This is a genomic window from Wolbachia endosymbiont (group A) of Limnophora tigrina, from assembly GCF_964263225.1.
Taxonomy (GTDB): Bacteria; Pseudomonadota; Alphaproteobacteria; order Rickettsiales; family Anaplasmataceae; genus Wolbachia.
In genome coordinates, this window is sequence record NZ_OZ181654.1 from 80,794 (window position 1) to 99,759 (window position 18,966).

Consider the following 18,966-nt stretch of genomic DNA (forward strand, 5'->3'; position numbering starts at 1 on the left):
GATATGAGTGATGTACCAAAAGGTATAAGACGTTGGCTGTTTTCTACTAATCACAAAGATATAGGGACACTATACATTATTTTTTCCATATTAGCTGGAATTATTGGTGGATTATTATCGGTAATTATTCGTACTCAGCTAATGCACATTAATATACTTAACAATAATTACCAGCTATATAACGTAATGATTACAGGGCATGCGGTAATAATGGTGTTTTTTATGATAATGCCAGCCTTAATGGGAGGATTTGGTAATTGGTTCGTACCTCTCATGATTGGTGCACCAGATATGGCATTTCCTCGTATGAATAATTTAAGTTTTTGGTTGTTAGTTTCATCTTTTATTTTGCTTATCCTCTCGGTATTTGCTGGCGAAGGTCCTGGGACAGGATGGACTTTATACCCACCTTTGTCGCAAATTATGTCCCACCCAAGTGCAGGAGTTGATCTTGCTATACTTGCACTTCATATTGCTGGTATGTCATCAATTGTTGGGGCGATCAACTTTATAGTCACTATATTCAATATGCGTGCAAAAGGTATGTCACTCACTAAAATGCCACTATTTGTTTGGTCTGTTTTACTAACGTCATTTATGTTAATTGTTGCCTTACCGGTACTTGCTGGTGCTATAACTATGCTGCTAACTGATCGCAATATTGGTACTTCCTTTTTTGATCCTGCTGGTGGCGGTGATCCTGTGTTATTTCAACACCTGTTTTGGTTTTTTGGTCATCCAGAAGTTTACATAATTATTTTTCCTGCATTTGGCATCATAAGTCAAGTCATATCAACTTTTTCCCATAGGCCAGTATTTGGCTATATGGGAATGGTTTATGCCATGATAGGAATAGCAACGTTTGGCTTCATGGTTTGGGCTCACCATATGTTTACTGTTGGGCTTAGCGAGGATGCTGCTATATTTTTTAGCACTAGCACAATTTTCATTGGTGTTATAACTGGTGTAAAAGTCTTTAGTTGGATTGCAACTATGTGGGGTGGAGCGATTGAATTGAAGACACCAATGCTGTTTGCATTAGGTTTTATTTTCATGTTTGTTGGAGGTGGTATAACCGGAATAATTCTTTCTCACGGTGGAATAGATAAGCTTTTGCACGATACCTATTATGTCGTTGCTCACTTTCACTATGTCATGTCGCTTGCTGCATTATTTGGAGCTTTCGCCGGTTTTTATTATTGGATAGGCAAAATGTCAGGTAAGCAATATAACGAGTGTTTAGGAAAGATACACTTTTGGCTCACTTTTATTAGCACCAATGTCACTTTCTTACCCCAGCATTTCCTGGGATTAGCAGGTATGCCAAGGCGTATACCTGATTATCCCGACGCGTTTATCCCTTGGAATTATATATCCTCAATTGGCTCATATATGTCCTTTCTTTCAGTTATGTTTTTTGTATTTATAGTTATACATCTCTTTAAGTGGGGCAAAAAAACTGGAGATAATCCTTGGGAAGGTGACACTTTAGAATGGACGGTATCTTCACCACCGCCTTTTCATACTTTTGAAAAACCACCAGTGATAAAATAGAATGTACACAAGTGTTTTGCTAAATGTTGAATCAACAATACTGGATTTTTGGCATTTGCTGAAGCCAAGGATAATGTACCTTGTAGTGTTTACTGCAATTGCTGGAATGGTTGCTGCACCAGGTAGCATTCATCCTTTCCTTGCACTAATATCTCTTATGTGCATTGCTCTTGGTTCAGGATCTGCAGGTGCAATAAATATGTGGTATGACAGAGATATAGACTTGCTTATGGAGAGAACAAAAAACCGCCCTATACCTTCAGGTAGAGTTTCTGCAGAAAGCGCGCTTGAATTTGGCATAACTCTTGGAATATTGTCAGTATTTATCATGGCAATAGCAGTGAACTATGTTTCTGCTGCTTTGCTTGCAATTAGCATATTATTTTATGTTTTTGTGTATACAATTTGGCTCAAAAGGCGTACTCCGCAGAATATTGTTATTGGTGGTGCAGCAGGTGCTTTTCCTCCAATGATTGGCTGGGCGGTTGTAACTGACTCTGTAAGCTGGGAAAGTTCTATTCTATTTTTAATAATTTTTATGTGGACTCCACCACATTTTTGGGCTCTATCCTTAAATAGATCTGAAGATTATACAAAAGCATCGATTCCAATGTTCAATATCGTTTATGGTCCAGAAAAAACGAGGAAATATATATTAATCTATAGCGTGTTACTCGTATTAACTAGCTTACTTCCAGCACTATTTTTGAAAAAGGCTCTATTTTACCTCAGTATGGCAATTATTGAAGGGTGTGTTTTTATTTGGTTTGCTGCATCCGTTATAAGGCTTAAGAGTCATAGCTCGCAGAAAAAAATGTTTTCTTATTCGATTTCTTATCTATTTTCTCTGTTTGCCAGCGTTATTTACTGCTCTATTGATTTGTTTTAACCATGAAAGAACATAAAAACTATCTTTTACTTTCTCTTCTAATAATGCTCGTTGTAGCACTTTTTTTTATTTCCATAATAAAATTTAAAGGTGCGGCTTAAATTGCCTCTATATCTATAAAAATTGTGATTTTATAGAAGCAACGATATACTTTATTAATTCACTACAGTTAAAGATGAAGAAAAAGGAAGTGACAATATACACAGATGGAGCATGCTCTGGTAACCCAGGGACAGGAGGGTGGGCAGCAATCATATTATTTCAAAATCATAGAAAGAACATCTGTGGTAGAGAAGAAAATACTACAAATAATAAAATGGAGTTAACAGCAGTGATCAATGGACTGAAGGTATTAAAATTTCCTTGTAATATCAGTTTGTATACGGATAGCCTCTATATTAAATACGGTATAACAGAATGGATAAATAAGTGGAAAATGAACGGCTGGAAGACAAGTAATAAGAAGTCAGTAAAAAATATAGAATTATGGAAAGAATTAGACGATGTTGCTTTGCAACATGAGATTAACTGGAAGTGGGTGAAAGCGCATAATGGTGATAAATACAATGAAGAAGCCGACAGCTTAGCAAGAAAAGCAATAATCGATGCTTAAAAAAATAGCTCTATCATTTTCTATAATTTTATTATTTATATTCTGCTTCTTTATCCCTTTTAAAGGGGAAGGTCCTTTAGAAATCAATATTAGTTATATTAATTTTTATATAAAGAAAAAAATATTAAAGATATTTACCAATTCGGATGTCAGCATGGAGAGTACCTCGGTTATTTGGCAGAAAGATGGCAAGCTAGTCATTACAGATTTAAAAATAACAAATCCTGACTTTACCATAGAAGTTCCTGAGCTTTTCGTACACTTTAAGTTAAGTTCCAAAAAGTTCTCTCAGGTTTTAGCTGGTAATGTACACATATATATCAAGAAGGAAGAGACCAGAGGAATAACAACATCTGTAATGACAGATAAGATGAGTAGTACAAAAAATCTGCTGAAGACAATAAGAAAAATTTTTTTCTACTTAAATGCAGACTCAAGGATTGAAATTACTAACATTGCTGTCAATAAAAGCACGGAAGGTGAATTCTTCATTGATAAAGTATATGTAGGAAAGGAGGAAAATTTTAATGTTTTGGATATTCGTGTTCATACAAAAGATAAAAAGGGGATTCTAGATGATTTATCTATTATGATAAAAAATCGCAATAATTTGTTAAATTTGTATGGAACATTTTATAACCTAAAGTTGGGGCTATTTAACGAGTTTTCCACACTAGTTAAAAGTTACAATTTGGACAAAGAAATAGGGTTCAAAGGGAACTTCTCAATGAGAATTAATGGAAAGGATGAAGTTATGGATGGAAACATATACGTGTTAAATACAGAGAGTCACTCAGGTAAAAACTTAGCCTTGACTAATGTAAATGTAAATTTGACATATAGTGATGAAATCATTAGCGTAAAAAACTTTCATTTTAAGTTAAATGATACTTACCTTTCTTTGATTGGCAAAATGAACTTTGGCACAAATCATGCTTTGCTTAGAGTTAATATTAGTAAACTTGTTGCAAAAGATTTATGTACTTATGTACCAGATGGTCTAGTGAACAATGAATTTAGAAAGTGGTATTGTAATAATATTGATGGGAATATTATAAATACAATTATAAGTTTTAACGGTAAAATCGATAGTTTAATAAATGATGATCTGTCAGGTATTGTAATTGTTGCTGATATAGAAAATGGCAGCGTTCAATTTGATGAGGATTTTGAACGAGTGGAGAAGTTGAACGGTGAGTTAACTCTCAAGGATAACAATCTCAAAATTATTGTAAATAGAGCTAAGTTTCAGAATTTTACTATCAATAGTGGTCATATTGAAATGAACTCTCTCAATAAAGAAGATTCTGTTCTTACCATTAATGGTCAGGCTGTAAGTGATGCTTATGGGTTATATGAGCCTATAAGATTTAAGCTGGATGATGTGGTAAAACTTGAAAGAGATAAAGTAGGTGGAATAGCAAAGTCTGTATTCAATTTTCGCATTTTTAATCTAAACTCTAGTGATAAAAAAGTAGATTTTTCGGCCAAATTTCATTCTGAAATTGATAATTTGGTGGTGTATAATGGAAGTTTTGGTAAGTATGATATTAAGCTCGATTTTGGGAGTGACTTTATAGATTTAAATGGCAGTGGTATGGTAAATAATACACAGCTTCTATTTGACCTCAAAAGTAGCAATAAAAATGAAAATTTTGCCTGGAGTTTGACTGGAGATTTACCTGCTCAAATACTTAATTTCGGTGATGGTTATATCAATGCAAATATAGAGTCAGTAATGTATCAAGACAAAACAGGGTACGTTAATGGTAATATAGATTTATCAGAGCTCGAGTTGCGTTCAAGCTACTTAGGGTGGAAAAACCATTTTGAAGATCACAATGAAGTTTTATTTTCTACAAGGCTAAAAGGAGTAGGTGAGTTGCTAATAGATAAACTAGACGTTGTAGGAAATGATCTAGACATAAAATTTAGCGGAAGAGTAGAAAATGGAAATCTATATTTAAATTCTAGCAACTTTAAATTACCTGATAATAATTTTAGTATAGAAATTGAATCAGGTAAGGAGAAAAATGCCATAACTATTCACGGTGAGAAAATCAACTTAAGTGATGTGTTAGGTTTACTTGGCAAAGATAGTAATCGATTAAATAACAAAATAGAAGTTACTATGAATGTTGATAATATAATTATGAAAGAAGGAATTATCATAAAAGATGCTAAGCTAAATGTAACTTGTGCTAAAGGTGATTGTAGTGGAAGTCAATTCACAGGACAGTTTTTAGAAGATAACAGTAATATACTAGTAGAACATAGTGAAATAGGGCTTGAAATATATTCGGATAATTCAGGTATGCTTTTGCGTTCTTTAGGTATTGGTAAATCAGTTAAAAATGGCAAATTATCTCTTTATCTATCTTCTAAGAGAGAAAATGGAGAACATTATGGTATGTTATCTATCAGCAATTTCTATATCAAAGATGCTCCACTGCTTACCACTTTATTATCAATGTCTTCACTGCCTGGTATTGTAAATGCTATAAAGAACGAAGGTGTACATTTTTATAAGTGTAATGCACCTTTTTCATATAAAGATGGCACTGTTGAAATTGAAGAATCTTGGCTTGAAGGAGCGGAACTAGGCATTAGCACTAGTGGTACGCTCGATATTAAGGGTTATAAATTCCAGGTTGAAGGACAAGTAATACCGGCATACTCAATTAACAAATCTTTGTTGAAAATCCCTATAATCGGAAAACTTCTGACTGGTGGGAAGAGTAGGGGGATTATTTCAATAGACTACAAAGCAAATGGTGATGATAAAAACAACAACGTATCTGTTAATCCTATCTCTTCGCTAACCCCAAGCTTACTTAAGAGGTTATTAGGAGTATTTGATCGTATTATGACAAAAACTAATAAAAGCATTTTAAAAGGTAGTTTGAAGAAGAAATTTAGCTCAATATGACCAGAAGAAAAGTTGTTTATTGATGTTTAGTTAGATGGTAAACGTTAGATACAACAAACAGAGGAAGTTAGATAAAATAATTAAGGGAACAAGAATATAAAGGTTTAACTTGAAGTAACCGGATAAAATCTGAGTCACACTTCCAAGTGCTGGTACCCACGAAAGCAATGCAACTGCACAAATCAGTAGGTGCCTTACAATTTTTGGTGTTTTGTCTTCATTCTCTAATTTGTGATGTGATCTTCTGATAAAAATTGTTATTCTACCTAAATACCAGTTAGCTATTCCACCAAGACTGGATCCTAATACTCCAAAAAGTAATATAAGTAGTTGATCGTAGTTTGACCTAAAGCATAACATAGTGTAAAGTACAAAACCTTGATGTATGGGTAAGATAAGCGATGATACTAGGCTATCTATAAACAATAGGAGATAATTTTCCATACCAAGTTGTTGTACCATCTTCGTTGTCAGAAATTGTAACCCCCATTTGTTTCAATTGCTCTCTTATTTTGTCTGCAGTATCATAATCTTTATTTTGTTTTGCTACTTTTCTTAAGTCTATCAACCTTTCTATTTCTTGATGACTCACACCACTTGCAAACCACTCTTGATAACTTGACTCAAGAATACCAATGAACCTTGCGCTTTTAACAAATTTCTTAGTTAATTTGAGCCTCTCACATTCATTACTTGTCTTATTGATTTCTGTAGCCATTTCATGCAATATGGCTACAGCTTCAGGAATGTTTAAATCGTTTTTCAAAGCCTCTATAAAATCTTTAGAGACTTCTGCATCACTTTCCTCAATACATGTACTACGTAATAACCGATAAAACTTGTTTAAAGTTTCTTGCGACTCAGAGATAACATTTTCTGTCCAATCAAGTGGTTTTCTGTAGTGAGTTTTAAGCAGCGCATAACGTATTACTTCACCCTTTATTCCACTATCTAACAAATCCCTTACTTTGACTATATTAAATAAGGATTTGCTCATTTTCTCTTCATTTACCGTAAGAAACCCGTTGTGTACCCAATATTTTGCAAACGTTGACTCAGCAAATGCAGATTTACTCTGTGCAATTTCATTCTCATGATGAGGAAATTGCAAGTCTATACCCCCACCGTGAATGTCAAAATCTTTGCCAAGGTAAGCATATGACATTGCTGAACATTCTATATGCCACCCTGGTCTTCCCTCTCCCCATGGACTATTCCAGTGACTTGAAAGTTTATAGTCAGTTTCGTTTGCAGGTTTCCAAAGTACGAAGTCTCCTGGGTGTTTTTTATTTTCACCAACTTCAACTCTACTACCGTAGTTTAATTCATCAATTTTTTTTCCTGATAAAACGCCGTATTCAGGGTAAGATTCTACACTAAAATATACATGTTTATTGGATTCATAAGCATGACCAGCTTGCAGCAAAGACTCAATTAACTTGATAATGTTATCTATGTTTTCCGTTGCTTTTGGTTCATATGTTGGTTCTGCACAATTTATGCTTTCCATGTCTTCATGAAAAGTTTTAGTGTAATATTTGCTAATGCTTTCTATATTACTATTTTTCTCATTTGCTGCATTGATTATCTTGTCATCGATGTCGGTTATATTACGCACATAAGTAACTTTTCCATAACAAAATTTAAGCAGTCGAAATAATACATCGTAAACAACAATAGAACGTGCATTACCTATATGTGCTGTATCATATACTGTTGGCCCACAAACGTACATTTTTATATGATCTTTATCGATTGGTGTAAAGGGCTCTTTTTTTTTTGTTAAAGTGTTGTAAAGCTTAACCATATACAAAGCTTTTTAGAAAAGAAAATGCTCCAAATATAAGCTGTGGTCCTTTAACTATTACGACAAGAGTAAGTAATAACCCACACAATGATACTAATACTCCCATTATAGAGAGAAATCCATCTTTGCTCATGATACCCAGTGAAATGAGAGTTGTACCAATTGCAGGAATGAAGTTAGTTAAAGGAAGTGGGATTGCTATCGATAATGCACAAAGCAGCATTATAAATGCTAAAATATTTTCACCAGGACCACGAAAAATGAAAGACATTCTTGGTTTCATGAACTTTTCTATTTTTTTTAATGTAGGTGAAGTTTTCTCTACCACGAGAGCTAGTGTTGAACGTTGAAAAGATTTCCTTTCTAGCCAATTAGGCATCCAAGGAGAATCAAACCCAAATAGAAGCTGCAGTGAAAATAAGATTAAAGGTATAGAAAGAATGGTTGTATAGCCAGGTGGAACAGGTATAGGTACTGATAGCGGTAAAGAGAAGATGATTATTAAAATACCAAAACCGCGCTCATGTAAAGCTGTTTTAATATCAAATAATGTTACTTTATCATTATCGTTATTATTAGTATCTGCAACCTCTTTTAGAATATCAGAGGCCAATTTTTTATCTTCAGTCAATTTCACACTTTTTTCCACAGTTACCCTTTAATAACAATATAACTTCTAACTAACATAGTTATTGCTATATTTCAATATCGATTATTCATTTCATGCTGTACTTCATTCTTTTATTAAAGTGTTGTAAAGCTTTTAAGTTATAAGGCTTTTAAGAAGAGAAAGTGTTCCGGCTATAAGTTTTGGTCCTTTAACTATTACAATAAGGGTAACCAATAACGCACAGAATGAAACTAACACTCCTAACGTAGATAAAAATCCATCTTTACCCATAATGCCGAGTGAAATAAGAGTTATACCAATTGCAGGAAGGAAGTGAGTAAAAGGTAATGGAAGAGCTATTATTATTGCACAAAGCAACATCATAAAAGCTAGAATCTTTTCACCCGGACCAAGAAAAATAAAAGACATTCTTGGTTTCATGAACTTTTCTATTTTTTTTAATATAGGTGAAGTTTTCTCTACCACGAGAGCTAGTGTTGAACGTTGAAAAGATTTCCTTTCTAGCCAATTAGGCATCCAAGGAGAATCAAACCCAAATAGAAGCTGCAGTGAAAATAAGATTAAAGGTATAGAAAGAATGGTTGTATAGCCAGGTGGAACAGGTATAGGTACTGATAGCGGTAAAGAGAAGATGATTATTAAAATACCAAAACCGCGCTCATGTAAAGCTGTTTTGATGTCGAACAATGTTACTTTATCACTATCGTTGTTATTGGTATCTGCAACCTCTTTTAGAATATCAGAGGCCAATTTTTTATCTTCAGTCAATTTCTCACTTTCTTCCACGATTAACCTTTAATAACATTCTAACTAACATAATTATTACTGTACTTCAATCATACCTCTTCAATTCTTTAGCCTTGTTTAAACAAATGACACGCACTTTAGTGCGTGTCACGAAACATAAGGAAGCTAACGATCTGGTTCATTAGATGATAGTTTCTCTGAATCCTTAAGTTCTTGTTTAAGGTTTTTAATGCCTTTGCCTAAATCACCCATAACTTGTGGTAACCTACCTGCACCAAACAGAACTAAGATTATTATTAAGACTAGAAACAGCTGCCATGGACCTAAACTCATTTGTACCTCCGTTGAAAATATTAACTTTTAGGTATTAAAACTTGACTGAAGCCAAGTGATACATAAATTATATCACTTTTATTGAATTATAAATCAAGAGTTTTTAATTATCTTATAATAGTTTTAGCCTAACATTAAGTTTAGTTTAGCTGTAGAGTAAAAGGAAGCTCACTAAAAAATTTTGCTAACGTATCATCTTTAGGTCTGTGATATATGTAGCTAGGAACTCCTGATTGAATAATTTTACCATTTTTCATCACGTAAATAAAATCTGCAACTTTCAACGCTTCTTGCGGATCATGAGTTACCATGAGTACAGGAATATTTTTGCTTCTAAAAAGTGACAATATATGGTGCCTTATTCGATATTTGAGCAGTATATCTAAATTAGAAAATGGTTCATCGAGCAAAACAACATCAGGATTTTGCGCCATTACTCTTGCTATTGCAACTAATTGTTGCTGTCCTCCTGATAAAGCATGAGGGTACATGTTTTCATATTTTTCTATATTAAATAGCTTTAAGATTTCCAATGCAGTAAGGTATTTTTCTTTCTTAGAAGTACTGCAAATAGCAAAAGTTATATTTTCTATTACTGTTTTATGAGGAAATAATGCAGAATGCTGAAAAATCAATCCGATATTTCTACGCTCTATAGCAATTGACACTTTGTTACTTGCAACTAATTTATCATTTATAACAATGGTTCCAGATTTTGGATTTTCTATTCCTGCGATTAATTTTAGAATTGTTGACTTGCCACAGCCAGAATGACCTAGTAAACAGGCAACACTTCCTTTCTTCACTTGAATGTTGATGTTGCTTAAAGCAAAGCCATCTTGATTACTATAAAAGTAACTAATATTGTTAACTAGCATTAATCTTTCAATTGGAATCGTATTATTAAATATAACAGTATTACATTCAAGAAATACAGAAATATTTTTTATTATTGTGAATTAATTGTACAGGGTGCCTAGAAAAATGCGAGACTTTTTGCTATAATTTTGCATAAATAGCAGAAGACATGGGACTATAGCTCAGTAGGATAGAGCGTTGGATTCCTAATCCGAAGGCCGTGCGTTCGAATCGCACTAGTCCCACTTAATTTTGATAAAGTGGTTTAACAATCAAGAAATTATAATTGGTTTGAAAAGTGATTCTAGGAGCTAGATTGCATGGTTTCTCAAACTTGAATTTACAGGTTCAACCTTATTTTCTCTCATTTCGCTGTAACTTGGAAGTGTAAAATTTTTTACATGTAATCCAGTTACCATTACAACTAAAATAGCTAGGACACTGCAAACTAATGCACCAGCTAAAGATGGAACCGTCACAGCAGCAGCAACAAACAATCCTGCAATAACAAACTCCAACAACATCACTCCTTAATGAGGCGTAAAAACTCTCCTTACTTTTTTTGTATTTAGTTTCTTTTTCATGTGGTGGAGAAAATTGAGCCTCTACAAGGCCGTTAGCTTTCTTATCATTATTTGGTGTGACAGTTGGGCCAGTCCTTGTTGATACAGGTGCTTCATTTTTGTTATTATTACCATTAGTACTAACTGGAGGCGCTGTTGCCGTAGGTTTATTACTAATATTTTTGTTAGGTTCTGTTCTATTTTCTTCTACGCTTGGCGTAGTAACAACCTGGTCAGTCCCTGTTACTACAGGTGTTTCATCCTTGTTTACTGCTGATGCGCGTGTTTCTTGATCGTTCTGTATTAGCACTGTCGCTGCTACAGAATTATTTTCTGCAATAGCAGTGCAGAATGCATCATCCTTTAACTGTTGATATAATCTGTACAATTCACTTTCAGGATCTAGTTTTGATTGCTCTGCATTAACACTTTGCAGTAACGTGCTCAGAATCTCAGCATTGTCATCATCAGTGTAAGAGACAACAAAGCATAATATAGATTTTTCTCCTTCAATTTTGCTAACGTAATACCTTCCTTCTTGACCGATTGCATTGATGATGGTCATTCCATTTTGTAAGAGAAATTTTATAACGTTCAAATTTTGATCTTTAATTGCATATTCTAGTACAGCATTTTTTTCACATTTGCTCTGAAGATTAATTCCCTTCCTTTTTAACCTTTTTTGCAAATCTTCAAAACTAGTAACTGTGCTATCCTGTTTTGTAACCCTATCTATATCAAGACACAGATTCCTAATGTCATCATTATTTAGCGTGAGACCAGTGCTTGTATTACTGACATTGGACTCCGCTCCATCAGGTGTGTTTTGCTTCTTGTTTATTGCTGATCTAAGCAGTGCAATTATTACACAGCTTGAGAGATATTTATTGTGATCAGAATTGCTGAAATCGACTTTAAATTCAGAATCTATTTTAAGTTCTTTTCTAAGTGATAATTTTTTCTCTTCAATTATTCCTAAAAGATTTCTTATGCCATCTTCTGGTACGCCTTTCATATACTTTAAAAGTAACCTAACTTTTGTTAGTTCACCACCTATAGAGGCATGACTCAGAGCCTGAACTTTTTCTTCTCCAGTAAATCTTTTGTTATCCAAGAGTACCTTCATAATGTCAGTGTCCTCATTGCAAGTAGCTGTGTTAAGAACCTCTAGTATTTTCGTATGATCTATGTAATCTAAAAATATCTCAAACTCTTGAACTTTACCTTCATTAACGGCGGTCAACAAAGCATTCGATTTTCTTTCTTGATCAAATTTATCGCTATCCAAAAATATCTTTATAACGTTAGGTTTTTCACCTGACACAGCGTAATCTAATACAGTTTTAGAAGTAGTATCTCCAATATCAATTTTAATATTTGACTTTGCGAGCAATTCAACAATTTTTAGAAATGTATCATAATCATTTAAAATACTGCTTGTCCCTGAGCGGAGAATATCCATAAACAAATCACAAATCTTTGCATCTGTTGGCCCACTTTGTTTTAGCTTCTCACCAAATTCCTGAGCAGCTATATTAGGATTATCAGTTACAAATTTCTTTACATCTTCATAAGTTAAATTACCGATCATATTCAAATCTTACTATTATTGCTATACGCTTATTATATCAACTTTTTCATTATTCCGTCAAGTAATCTTGCAGTATCAAATGGCATGATATATATTGATTTATGATTCTCGAGCAAATGATAGAAGATTTAGCCTATAAGTTAGTGAAAGTAACCGAAGTTGCAGCACTTGCTGCATATAAATTGGCAGGCCTTGGTAATGAAAAAAAGGCCGATCAGGTTGCAGTTGATGCAATGCGTACGGTGCTAAACTCAATTGAAATAAATGGTACAATTGTGATTGGGGAAGGGGAGAGGGACGAAGCACCGATGCTATATATCGGAGAAAAAGTTGGCACAGGAAGTGGCCCTGAGATTGACATTGCTGTTGATCCACTTGAAGGCACTACGATTTGCGCTCATTATAAACAAGGGGCAATGTCTGTTCTTGCTGCAACAAAAAAAGGTAATTTTTTACATGCACCTGATGTTTATATGGAAAAGATAGCAGTGGGAAAAAATCTCCCAGAGGGTGTAGTCTCACTAAAAAATAGGATTGAGAAGAATCTGGACAATTTAGCCAAGGCAAAAGGATGTAAAGCAAGTGATCTTATAGTAACTGTACTTAAACGTGAAAGACATGATGAATTAATAGCAAAAATTAGGAAGCTAGGAGCAAAAGTGAAATTAATAGATGATGGTGATGTTGCAGCCATAGTTTCGCTAATAAATGGCAATCACGATATGTATATCGGCACAGGAGGAGCTCCAGAAGGAGTGCTTGCAGCAGCAGCGCTAAGCTCAATCGGTGGGCAGATAGAAGGAAGATTAATATTTGACACGGATCAATTAAAAGAAAGAGCAAAAAATTTGAATATCACTGACCCAGAAAAAATCTACACCGTGAAAGACATGGCAAGAAGTGAATCAGTGTTCATTGCAACTGGAGTAACAAATGGAGAGTTTGTGGATGGAGTAAAGTTTGGCCAAGATATTTGTCTGACTAATTCATTAATAATATTGCCTGGTAAAGTAATAAAAATACAAACAAAATCAATATCTTAAACATTTGTCATATGCTGATTATAAAATTTTTATAGAAGGAAGATACTTATAATTGTCTTAAAAAAATGAATTTACATATTAATTTTAGCTTTACAACATTTGGCATTAAGTTATAGTTAATACCAACTCCAGTTACAAAACAAACAAATAGACAATATGTGTGATGAAGTTATACTCAAGCAGGTATAATCATTGAGGTTAAGAATGGCACTAAGGTCAAAATTATTAGATGAAAAAGTTGTAAACTTGGCAAAAGAAATGTTAAAAAAGGTGAGAAATAACGCATATGTTTCAAAAAAATTACAGGCTGTAATTGCAGCGAAAAAATATAGTATATCAGAGGTAGCAAGGGTATGGTGTATCTCAAGAACTGCGCTGAAAGAATGGATAAAACATTTAAAATTTGGAAGGGTAGAAAGATTGTTTGTCCCACCTGAACGGCGAAAAAAAAGTATATTAAACCAGAGTCAACGCAAGCAAATCGAGATGTGGGTGGAGAAAAATCCAAACATTACTATCAAGGAAGTAAGGTTAAAAATCCAGAAAGAATTTGCTTTAAATATTAGTAAATCTACAGTACACAGTGAAGTACAAAAGATGAAGTTTTCTTACATCACGCCACGTCCAGTGCACCATAAACAAGACAAAAACAAGCAAGAAGAGTACAAAAAAAAATCTCAATAAAATTGTACAGAAGAACCCAAAAAAGGAGATATTTTTCTTCGATGAATCGCGATTTGGAACACACTCGAAAGTTGGGCACGGATGGTTTAAAAAGGGATCAAGAACACAAATTAAAGTAAAAATTGGTAGGGAAAATTTCTATCTTTACAGCGCAGTAAATTACAGGAGCGGAGAGGACTGTAGCTTACTTTTTCCATATGTAAATACCGACTGTATGAACATATTTTTAGAACAGATGTCGAAAAGCTTGGGAAACAAAGAGGCCTTTCTTATCATGGATTGTGCCAGTTGGCATAAGTCAAAAAGTCTAAAAATTCCAGAAAATATTACTATAATTTATTTACCTCCATACTCACCTGAACTGAACCCTCACTTTTACCCACAAATAAAAAAGTGAGTAAAATGGATACCAAATAAATTTGGGATTAAAATGAGTGAAGTAAGTACAAATGTGCAATATACTGATGGCTTAGGGGATAAATGGCTGGAAAGAGAGTTAAAACACGTTAATTTAGGAGATACAAGACTTAATAAGAGACTTATTAAAACAGGCTATTGTATAGAGGGTAAGGCGTCTGGATCAATTAATCAAAGCTGTAGTGGATGGAAAGAAGCTAAGGGTGCATACAGATTATTTAGCAATGAAAAGCTTAAGGATAAGGAAATTTATTCTTCCCATTACAAAGAAACTATGGAGAGAATGAAAGGAAATCAGTTTGTTTTTTCAGTTCAAGATACAAGTTATTTGGATTTTGACTCTCATATAAAAACTAAGAGGCTAGGTAGTATTTCTAAAGCTTATACGAAGCATAAAATGGGTTTACTGTTGCACAGTGCCTTAATAGTCAGCAAAGACGGATTGCCTTTAGGTCTATCTTCTCAACAATGTTGGGCACGTTCTATTAGGGAAAAAGAAACGTCACAAGAAAAAGCAAACAGGAAATACCGTACCTCCATAGAAGAAAAAGAAAGTTATAAGTGGATAACAGCTCTCAAAGAAAGCATAAACAACCTTCCTGCAAATGTACAACTTGTTACCCTTGGTGATAGAGAGGCAGATATCTTCAAATTTTTATGGATCACTGAGACATTAGGTAGTTTTTATGTAATCCGTAATCGAACTAATAGAAGATTTATCTGTACTGAAATTGGAAAAACAGATTTGCAAACACGCATCACTCAACTGCCAGTAAAGAAGAAAATTTCTCTAGAAGTTAATAAAGGTGGAAACCAAAGATCAAGGAAAGCTAATATTGAAGTTAAGTATATGAAAGGCTATATACCTATCAGATCTTCTTCAATTTATGGATCAAAAGACACAGTGCATAAAATAAGTGATAAAATCCCTGTATATGTGGTAAGTGCAAAAGAAACAAATCCTCCTGAAGGATTGGAAGCTATTGATTGGACTTTGCTGACTAATGTACCAGTTAATAGCACTTTAGATGCTATAGAAAGGATAAATTGGTATAAGCTAAGATGGAAAATTGAGGAGTATTTCAGGGTTTTAAAATCAGGATGTAAAATAGAAAGCTCTCGTTTAACTACAAAGGAAAGGCTACAGAAATTAATTGCTATAAAGAGCATTATTGCATTTAAAATTTTATATTTAACAAAAGTCGCTTTATCAAATCCCATGGAAACCTGTACTAAAATTTTAAGCAACGAAGAGTGGAAGGCCCTTTTCATACGTGAGCATAAAGTAGCTACATTGCCAGAAGAACCTCCAAACATAAAACAAGCTATTATTTGGTTAGGAAAATTAGGTGGATTTATGAATAGAAAAAGTGATAATTTACCAGGGGCTATGACTCTATGGCGGGGCTATGAAAATCTTAAGGAGAGCATAGTTATGCTTCACATCATGACCTCTCAAAATTGTGGGTAAAAGTGAGAACTGAACCCAGTAGAGAGGTTTTGGCAATATATAAAACAGAACATTTTACGCAACAAAATCTATGATACTATCGGTCTACTTGAAGATGTTTTATGTAATTTTATTGTTAGTCTTTCCCCTGCTACGGTTAAACAAGTTTGTAATATTCCTTATTTGTTCGTCTAGTAAGTGGAGTTGGTATAAATAGTAATACTAAGAGGTGCTTAATGTTTAGTTCACTAACTAATTTTTTTACTAATACGTCTAAAAAGAAAAGTTCTCAATCTGAAGAAAATAATCATTCTTTCTCTAACAGCACAGAAAGTTTATTAGTCCGATCTACTAAAAAAAATCCTCAACTTGATGATCAAAGTAGAACTGACGTGTCTCCTCAAACAAATCTTCAATTTAGTGAGGATGATGTAAAAAACGTGCTCCAAGACTTCGAAAAATTGGATTTTAAGAACAGTAATGAGTGTTTTAACGAAATAGCAGAAGATTATGAAAGGAGGAAAAAAAGTGACCTTTTTAACTACGTAATATTGAATAAGCGAAAATACATAACAGATATATTAGATCAGAGGCTTGCCCACAAAGATCAAGAAAATTTTAGGAAGAAATTTAGTGAATATCTTCTTAAAATAAATGAGAAAATGAATTATGGGAAAGAATTTCAAAATAAACTTCAATTTTTTGAAGATAGGGTAGAAGAAGTATTATCAGATTTTAGAAAATTGAATTTTGGCCTTAAGGATAATTTGTGTAAAGATGATAAGGATAACGTAAATTATAATAAAGGCTGGCCTGCAGATCCATTTGACAAAATAGCGAATTATTATCGATGGAATAAGAACATTTTCCTTTTTAATTATGTAGTATTAAGTAAGCAAAAAGAAATAATAAGTATATTGAATGAAAAGTCTATTCCTGAAGACAAGCGAAAGAATTTTAAAAAGAGGTTGGGTAGATATCTTCTTCGAGTTGAAGAAGGGATGAGTAACGGACAGGAATTTCTCAAAACTGATAGTGCAGTTGCCTTTTTTGATGGATGTTATGTGCCATGCGCATATGCAAAACGTTCTCTTAATCATTATGATCATCTTAGTATTAATATTTCTAAGCCTGGGTGTAGCTTAGAAATCAGCCGTCTTTTCACTGACAAAATTGAAGGGATGGAAAGAAATAAAAATGAGGTAAAGATAGTAGAAATATACAGTAACGATAAAAGAATAGCAACGGTTGAGAAGAATGATAATGGAAAAAGAAATTACCGCTTTGCAAAAGATGCAACATGCAACATGAAAATTAGGTGGAGTGCAGAAGATGAGAAAGGTAATTCTGTTGACTGCTTTATTAGTTTAAATGCAAATCCTAGTAATATTGAGATTGGTCAGGTAACTATTAATGGTAAAGATGTTCAAGTAAGGGAAATTTTAGAATTAGCTAAGCAAAATAAGGATATGCTTATAGAAAATCAAGCTTTATATGAATTTTTAGAAGAATGTCTGGAGAACGTATTATGTGAGGAAGAGAAGAATATACAACCACAGGGAAAAGAAGTTGTTACAACACCTAGCTCCATTCTCCATGGCGTGGAACTAGATAAGATCAGCGAAGAGGAAGCCATAAAGAAAGGCTGGACTCCCGGGTACTTTGGTAGTTAGATGTATACTACACATTAAACCTAAAGTGCATTATATCACCATCTTGCACTATATAGTCTCTGCCTTCGAAGCGAATTTTCCCTGCATCTTTGCAAGCTGATTCGCTTCCATATTTTATATAATCTGCAAAGCTTATCGTTTCTGCTTTTATAAAGCCCTTTTCAAAATCAGTGTGAATTACACCTGCTGCTTTGTCAGCTGTTGATCCTATCTTTATTGGCCATGCACGTGCTTCTTTGGGGCCCACAGTAAAAAAAGTTATCATACTTAGCACTTCATACATAATACGTGCTACTCCATCAAGTCCTGATTCTTGTAAGCCAAATTCTGATAAAAAATTCTGTTTTTCCTCTTCACTATCAAGATTTGCAATATCTGCTTCAAGTTTCGCTGAAATACAATAAAATTTGCTTTTATTTTCTTCCGCCATTTTTTCCACCCTTTTAGATAGTTCATTACCAGTTATGATATTCGTATCTTCAACATTGCATACATACATAACAGGCTTTGTTGTTAGCAATTGAAGCAACTTCATCTCATCTTCATCGATATTCTCCAAGCTTCTTGCCGGTTTACCTAATTTTAAAGTAGCTAATACCTCTTGCATTAATTCAAGTTGTCTCTTTAGCTCTTTATCACCTTGCTTTGCTTTCTTTTCCAATTGAGGAAGCCTTTTTTCTATGCTATCAATATCAGCTAGAATTAACTCCATTTCCACTATTTCAGCATCTGATATTGGATCTATTTTACTGTTTACATGGCTGATATCGTCATCCGTAAAGCACCTGAGCAGATGAACAATGGCATCAACTTCTCTGATATGACTCAAAAATTTATTTCCTAGTCCTTCACCCTTGCTCGCACCCTTAACCAAGCCGGCAATATCGACAACTTCCAGTTGATTGTAGATTATTTTCCCCGAGTGAGCAATCGAGGCAATTTGTTTCAAACGCTGATCTCGTATTGGCACTTTGCCAACATTTGGCTCGATTGTGCAAAAAGGATAATTTGCAGCTTCAGCTGCACTTGACTCTGTAAGTGCATTAAATAAAGTTGATTTTCCTATATTTGGTAACCCAACTATACCACAGTTAAAGCTCATATTTGCTATTTAAAGCCTTAATTATTGCATAATTAAAAAATTTTTGCTATACCTAATTAGTTACTTATTAATAAGTTAGTTA

The 18,966-nt window shown here is 33.8% G+C and carries 15 protein-coding genes, 1 tRNA gene and 2 pseudogenes; 10 read left to right on the forward strand and 8 right to left on the reverse strand.

The genetic code is table 11. From position 1 onward, the window contains the following. Nucleotides 1-3 precede the first annotated feature (3 nt). The 4 genes from ctaD to ACE38P_RS00415 all read left to right on the forward strand — a co-directional run bounded on the left by ctaD (nucleotide 4) and on the right by ACE38P_RS00415 (nucleotide 5,985). Entirely contained in the window at nucleotides 4-1,554 is a 1,551-nt protein-coding gene (gene ctaD / locus ACE38P_RS00400; protein ID WP_374699314.1) for a cytochrome c oxidase subunit I, read from the forward strand. A 1-nt stretch (nucleotide 1,555) separates the two neighbouring features. Then, nucleotides 1,556-2,443, forward strand: coding sequence for a heme o synthase (locus ACE38P_RS00405; RefSeq protein WP_374699315.1), 888 nt, complete (start codon nucleotides 1,556-1,558; stop codon nucleotides 2,441-2,443). Nucleotides 2,444-2,618: 175 nt separating this feature from the next. After that, nucleotides 2,619-3,056, forward strand: coding sequence for a ribonuclease HI (gene rnhA / locus ACE38P_RS00410; RefSeq protein ID WP_010401349.1), 438 nt, complete (start codon nucleotides 2,619-2,621; stop codon nucleotides 3,054-3,056). Continuing rightward, complete coding sequence (locus ACE38P_RS00415; RefSeq protein WP_353281763.1) at nucleotides 3,049-5,985, forward strand: AsmA-like C-terminal domain-containing protein; 2,937 nt, start codon at nucleotides 3,049-3,051, stop codon at nucleotides 5,983-5,985. The genes rnhA and ACE38P_RS00415 overlap by 8 nt, the downstream gene beginning before the upstream one ends. Nucleotides 5,986-6,015: 30 nt before the next feature. On the opposite strand, the gene ACE38P_RS00420 is transcribed toward ACE38P_RS00415, so the two are convergent. The 6 genes from ACE38P_RS00420 to ACE38P_RS00445 form a co-directional block, all read right to left on the reverse strand. Beyond that, nucleotides 6,016-6,429, reverse strand: coding sequence for a YqaA family protein (locus ACE38P_RS00420; protein WP_012481730.1), 414 nt, complete (start codon nucleotides 6,427-6,429; stop codon nucleotides 6,016-6,018). Continuing rightward, nucleotides 6,398-7,792, reverse strand: a complete 1,395-nt coding sequence (gene cysS / locus ACE38P_RS00425; protein WP_064085935.1) for a cysteine--tRNA ligase — start codon at nucleotides 7,790-7,792, stop codon at nucleotides 6,398-6,400. The genes ACE38P_RS00420 and cysS overlap by 32 nt, the downstream gene beginning before the upstream one ends. Next, nucleotides 7,785-8,441, reverse strand: coding sequence for an exopolysaccharide biosynthesis protein (locus tag ACE38P_RS00430; protein WP_007302767.1), 657 nt, complete (start codon nucleotides 8,439-8,441; stop codon nucleotides 7,785-7,787). Before ACE38P_RS00430 ends, cysS begins: the two co-directional genes overlap by 8 nt. A 114-nt stretch (nucleotides 8,442-8,555) precedes the next feature. Next, nucleotides 8,556-9,209, reverse strand: coding sequence for an exopolysaccharide biosynthesis protein (locus ACE38P_RS00435; protein WP_007302768.1), 654 nt, complete (start codon nucleotides 9,207-9,209; stop codon nucleotides 8,556-8,558). Nucleotides 9,210-9,335: 126 nt separating this feature from the next. Further along, nucleotides 9,336-9,503 (reverse strand): twin-arginine translocase TatA/TatE family subunit, encoded by a 168-nt coding sequence (locus ACE38P_RS00440; protein ID WP_006013840.1) that lies wholly within the window; start codon nucleotides 9,501-9,503, stop codon nucleotides 9,336-9,338. A gap of 140 nt (nucleotides 9,504-9,643) precedes the next feature. After that, complete coding sequence (locus ACE38P_RS00445) at nucleotides 9,644-10,381, reverse strand: ABC transporter ATP-binding protein (protein ID WP_007302769.1); 738 nt, start codon at nucleotides 10,379-10,381, stop codon at nucleotides 9,644-9,646. Between the two features lie 151 nt (nucleotides 10,382-10,532). Here ACE38P_RS00445 and ACE38P_RS00450 point away from each other — a divergent pair. Continuing rightward, nucleotides 10,533-10,606: transfer RNA gene (locus ACE38P_RS00450), tRNA-Arg, on the forward strand. Between the two features lie 109 nt (nucleotides 10,607-10,715). Here the strand turns inward: ACE38P_RS00450 and ACE38P_RS00455 are convergent. Continuing rightward, nucleotides 10,716-12,515 (reverse strand): ankyrin repeat domain-containing protein, encoded by a 1,800-nt coding sequence (locus ACE38P_RS00455; RefSeq protein ID WP_374699316.1) that lies wholly within the window; start codon nucleotides 12,513-12,515, stop codon nucleotides 10,716-10,718. A 119-nt stretch (nucleotides 12,516-12,634) separates the two neighbouring features. On the opposite strand from ACE38P_RS00455, the gene glpX reads away from it, so the two are divergent. From glpX to ACE38P_RS00480, 5 genes and pseudogenes are all read left to right on the forward strand, one after another. Beyond that, nucleotides 12,635-13,558: a class II fructose-bisphosphatase gene (gene glpX, locus ACE38P_RS00460; RefSeq protein ID WP_374699817.1), complete on the forward strand. Its 924-nt coding sequence runs from the start codon at nucleotides 12,635-12,637 to the stop codon at nucleotides 13,556-13,558. Between the two features lie 204 nt (nucleotides 13,559-13,762). Then, nucleotides 13,763-14,612 (forward strand): annotated as a pseudogene (locus ACE38P_RS00465) (IS630 family transposase); the annotation flags it as partial. A gap of 60 nt (nucleotides 14,613-14,672) precedes the next feature. Further along, nucleotides 14,673-16,130 (forward strand): IS4 family transposase, encoded by a 1,458-nt coding sequence (locus tag ACE38P_RS00470; protein ID WP_374699293.1) that lies wholly within the window; start codon nucleotides 14,673-14,675, stop codon nucleotides 16,128-16,130. 6 nt (nucleotides 16,131-16,136) lie between these two features. Then, nucleotides 16,137-16,304, forward strand: a pseudogene (locus ACE38P_RS00475) (IS630 family transposase); the annotation flags it as partial. Nucleotides 16,305-16,345: 41 nt separating this feature from the next. Then, nucleotides 16,346-17,782, forward strand: a complete 1,437-nt coding sequence (locus ACE38P_RS00480; protein WP_374699317.1) for a hypothetical protein — start codon at nucleotides 16,346-16,348, stop codon at nucleotides 17,780-17,782. Nucleotides 17,783-17,789: 7 nt separating this feature from the next. On the opposite strand, the gene ychF is transcribed toward ACE38P_RS00480, so the two are convergent. Then, a complete protein-coding gene (gene ychF / locus ACE38P_RS00485; protein WP_374699318.1) occupies nucleotides 17,790-18,884 on the reverse strand; it encodes a redox-regulated ATPase YchF in 1,095 nt (364 codons plus the stop codon). Between the last annotated feature and the right edge of the window lie 82 nt (nucleotides 18,885-18,966).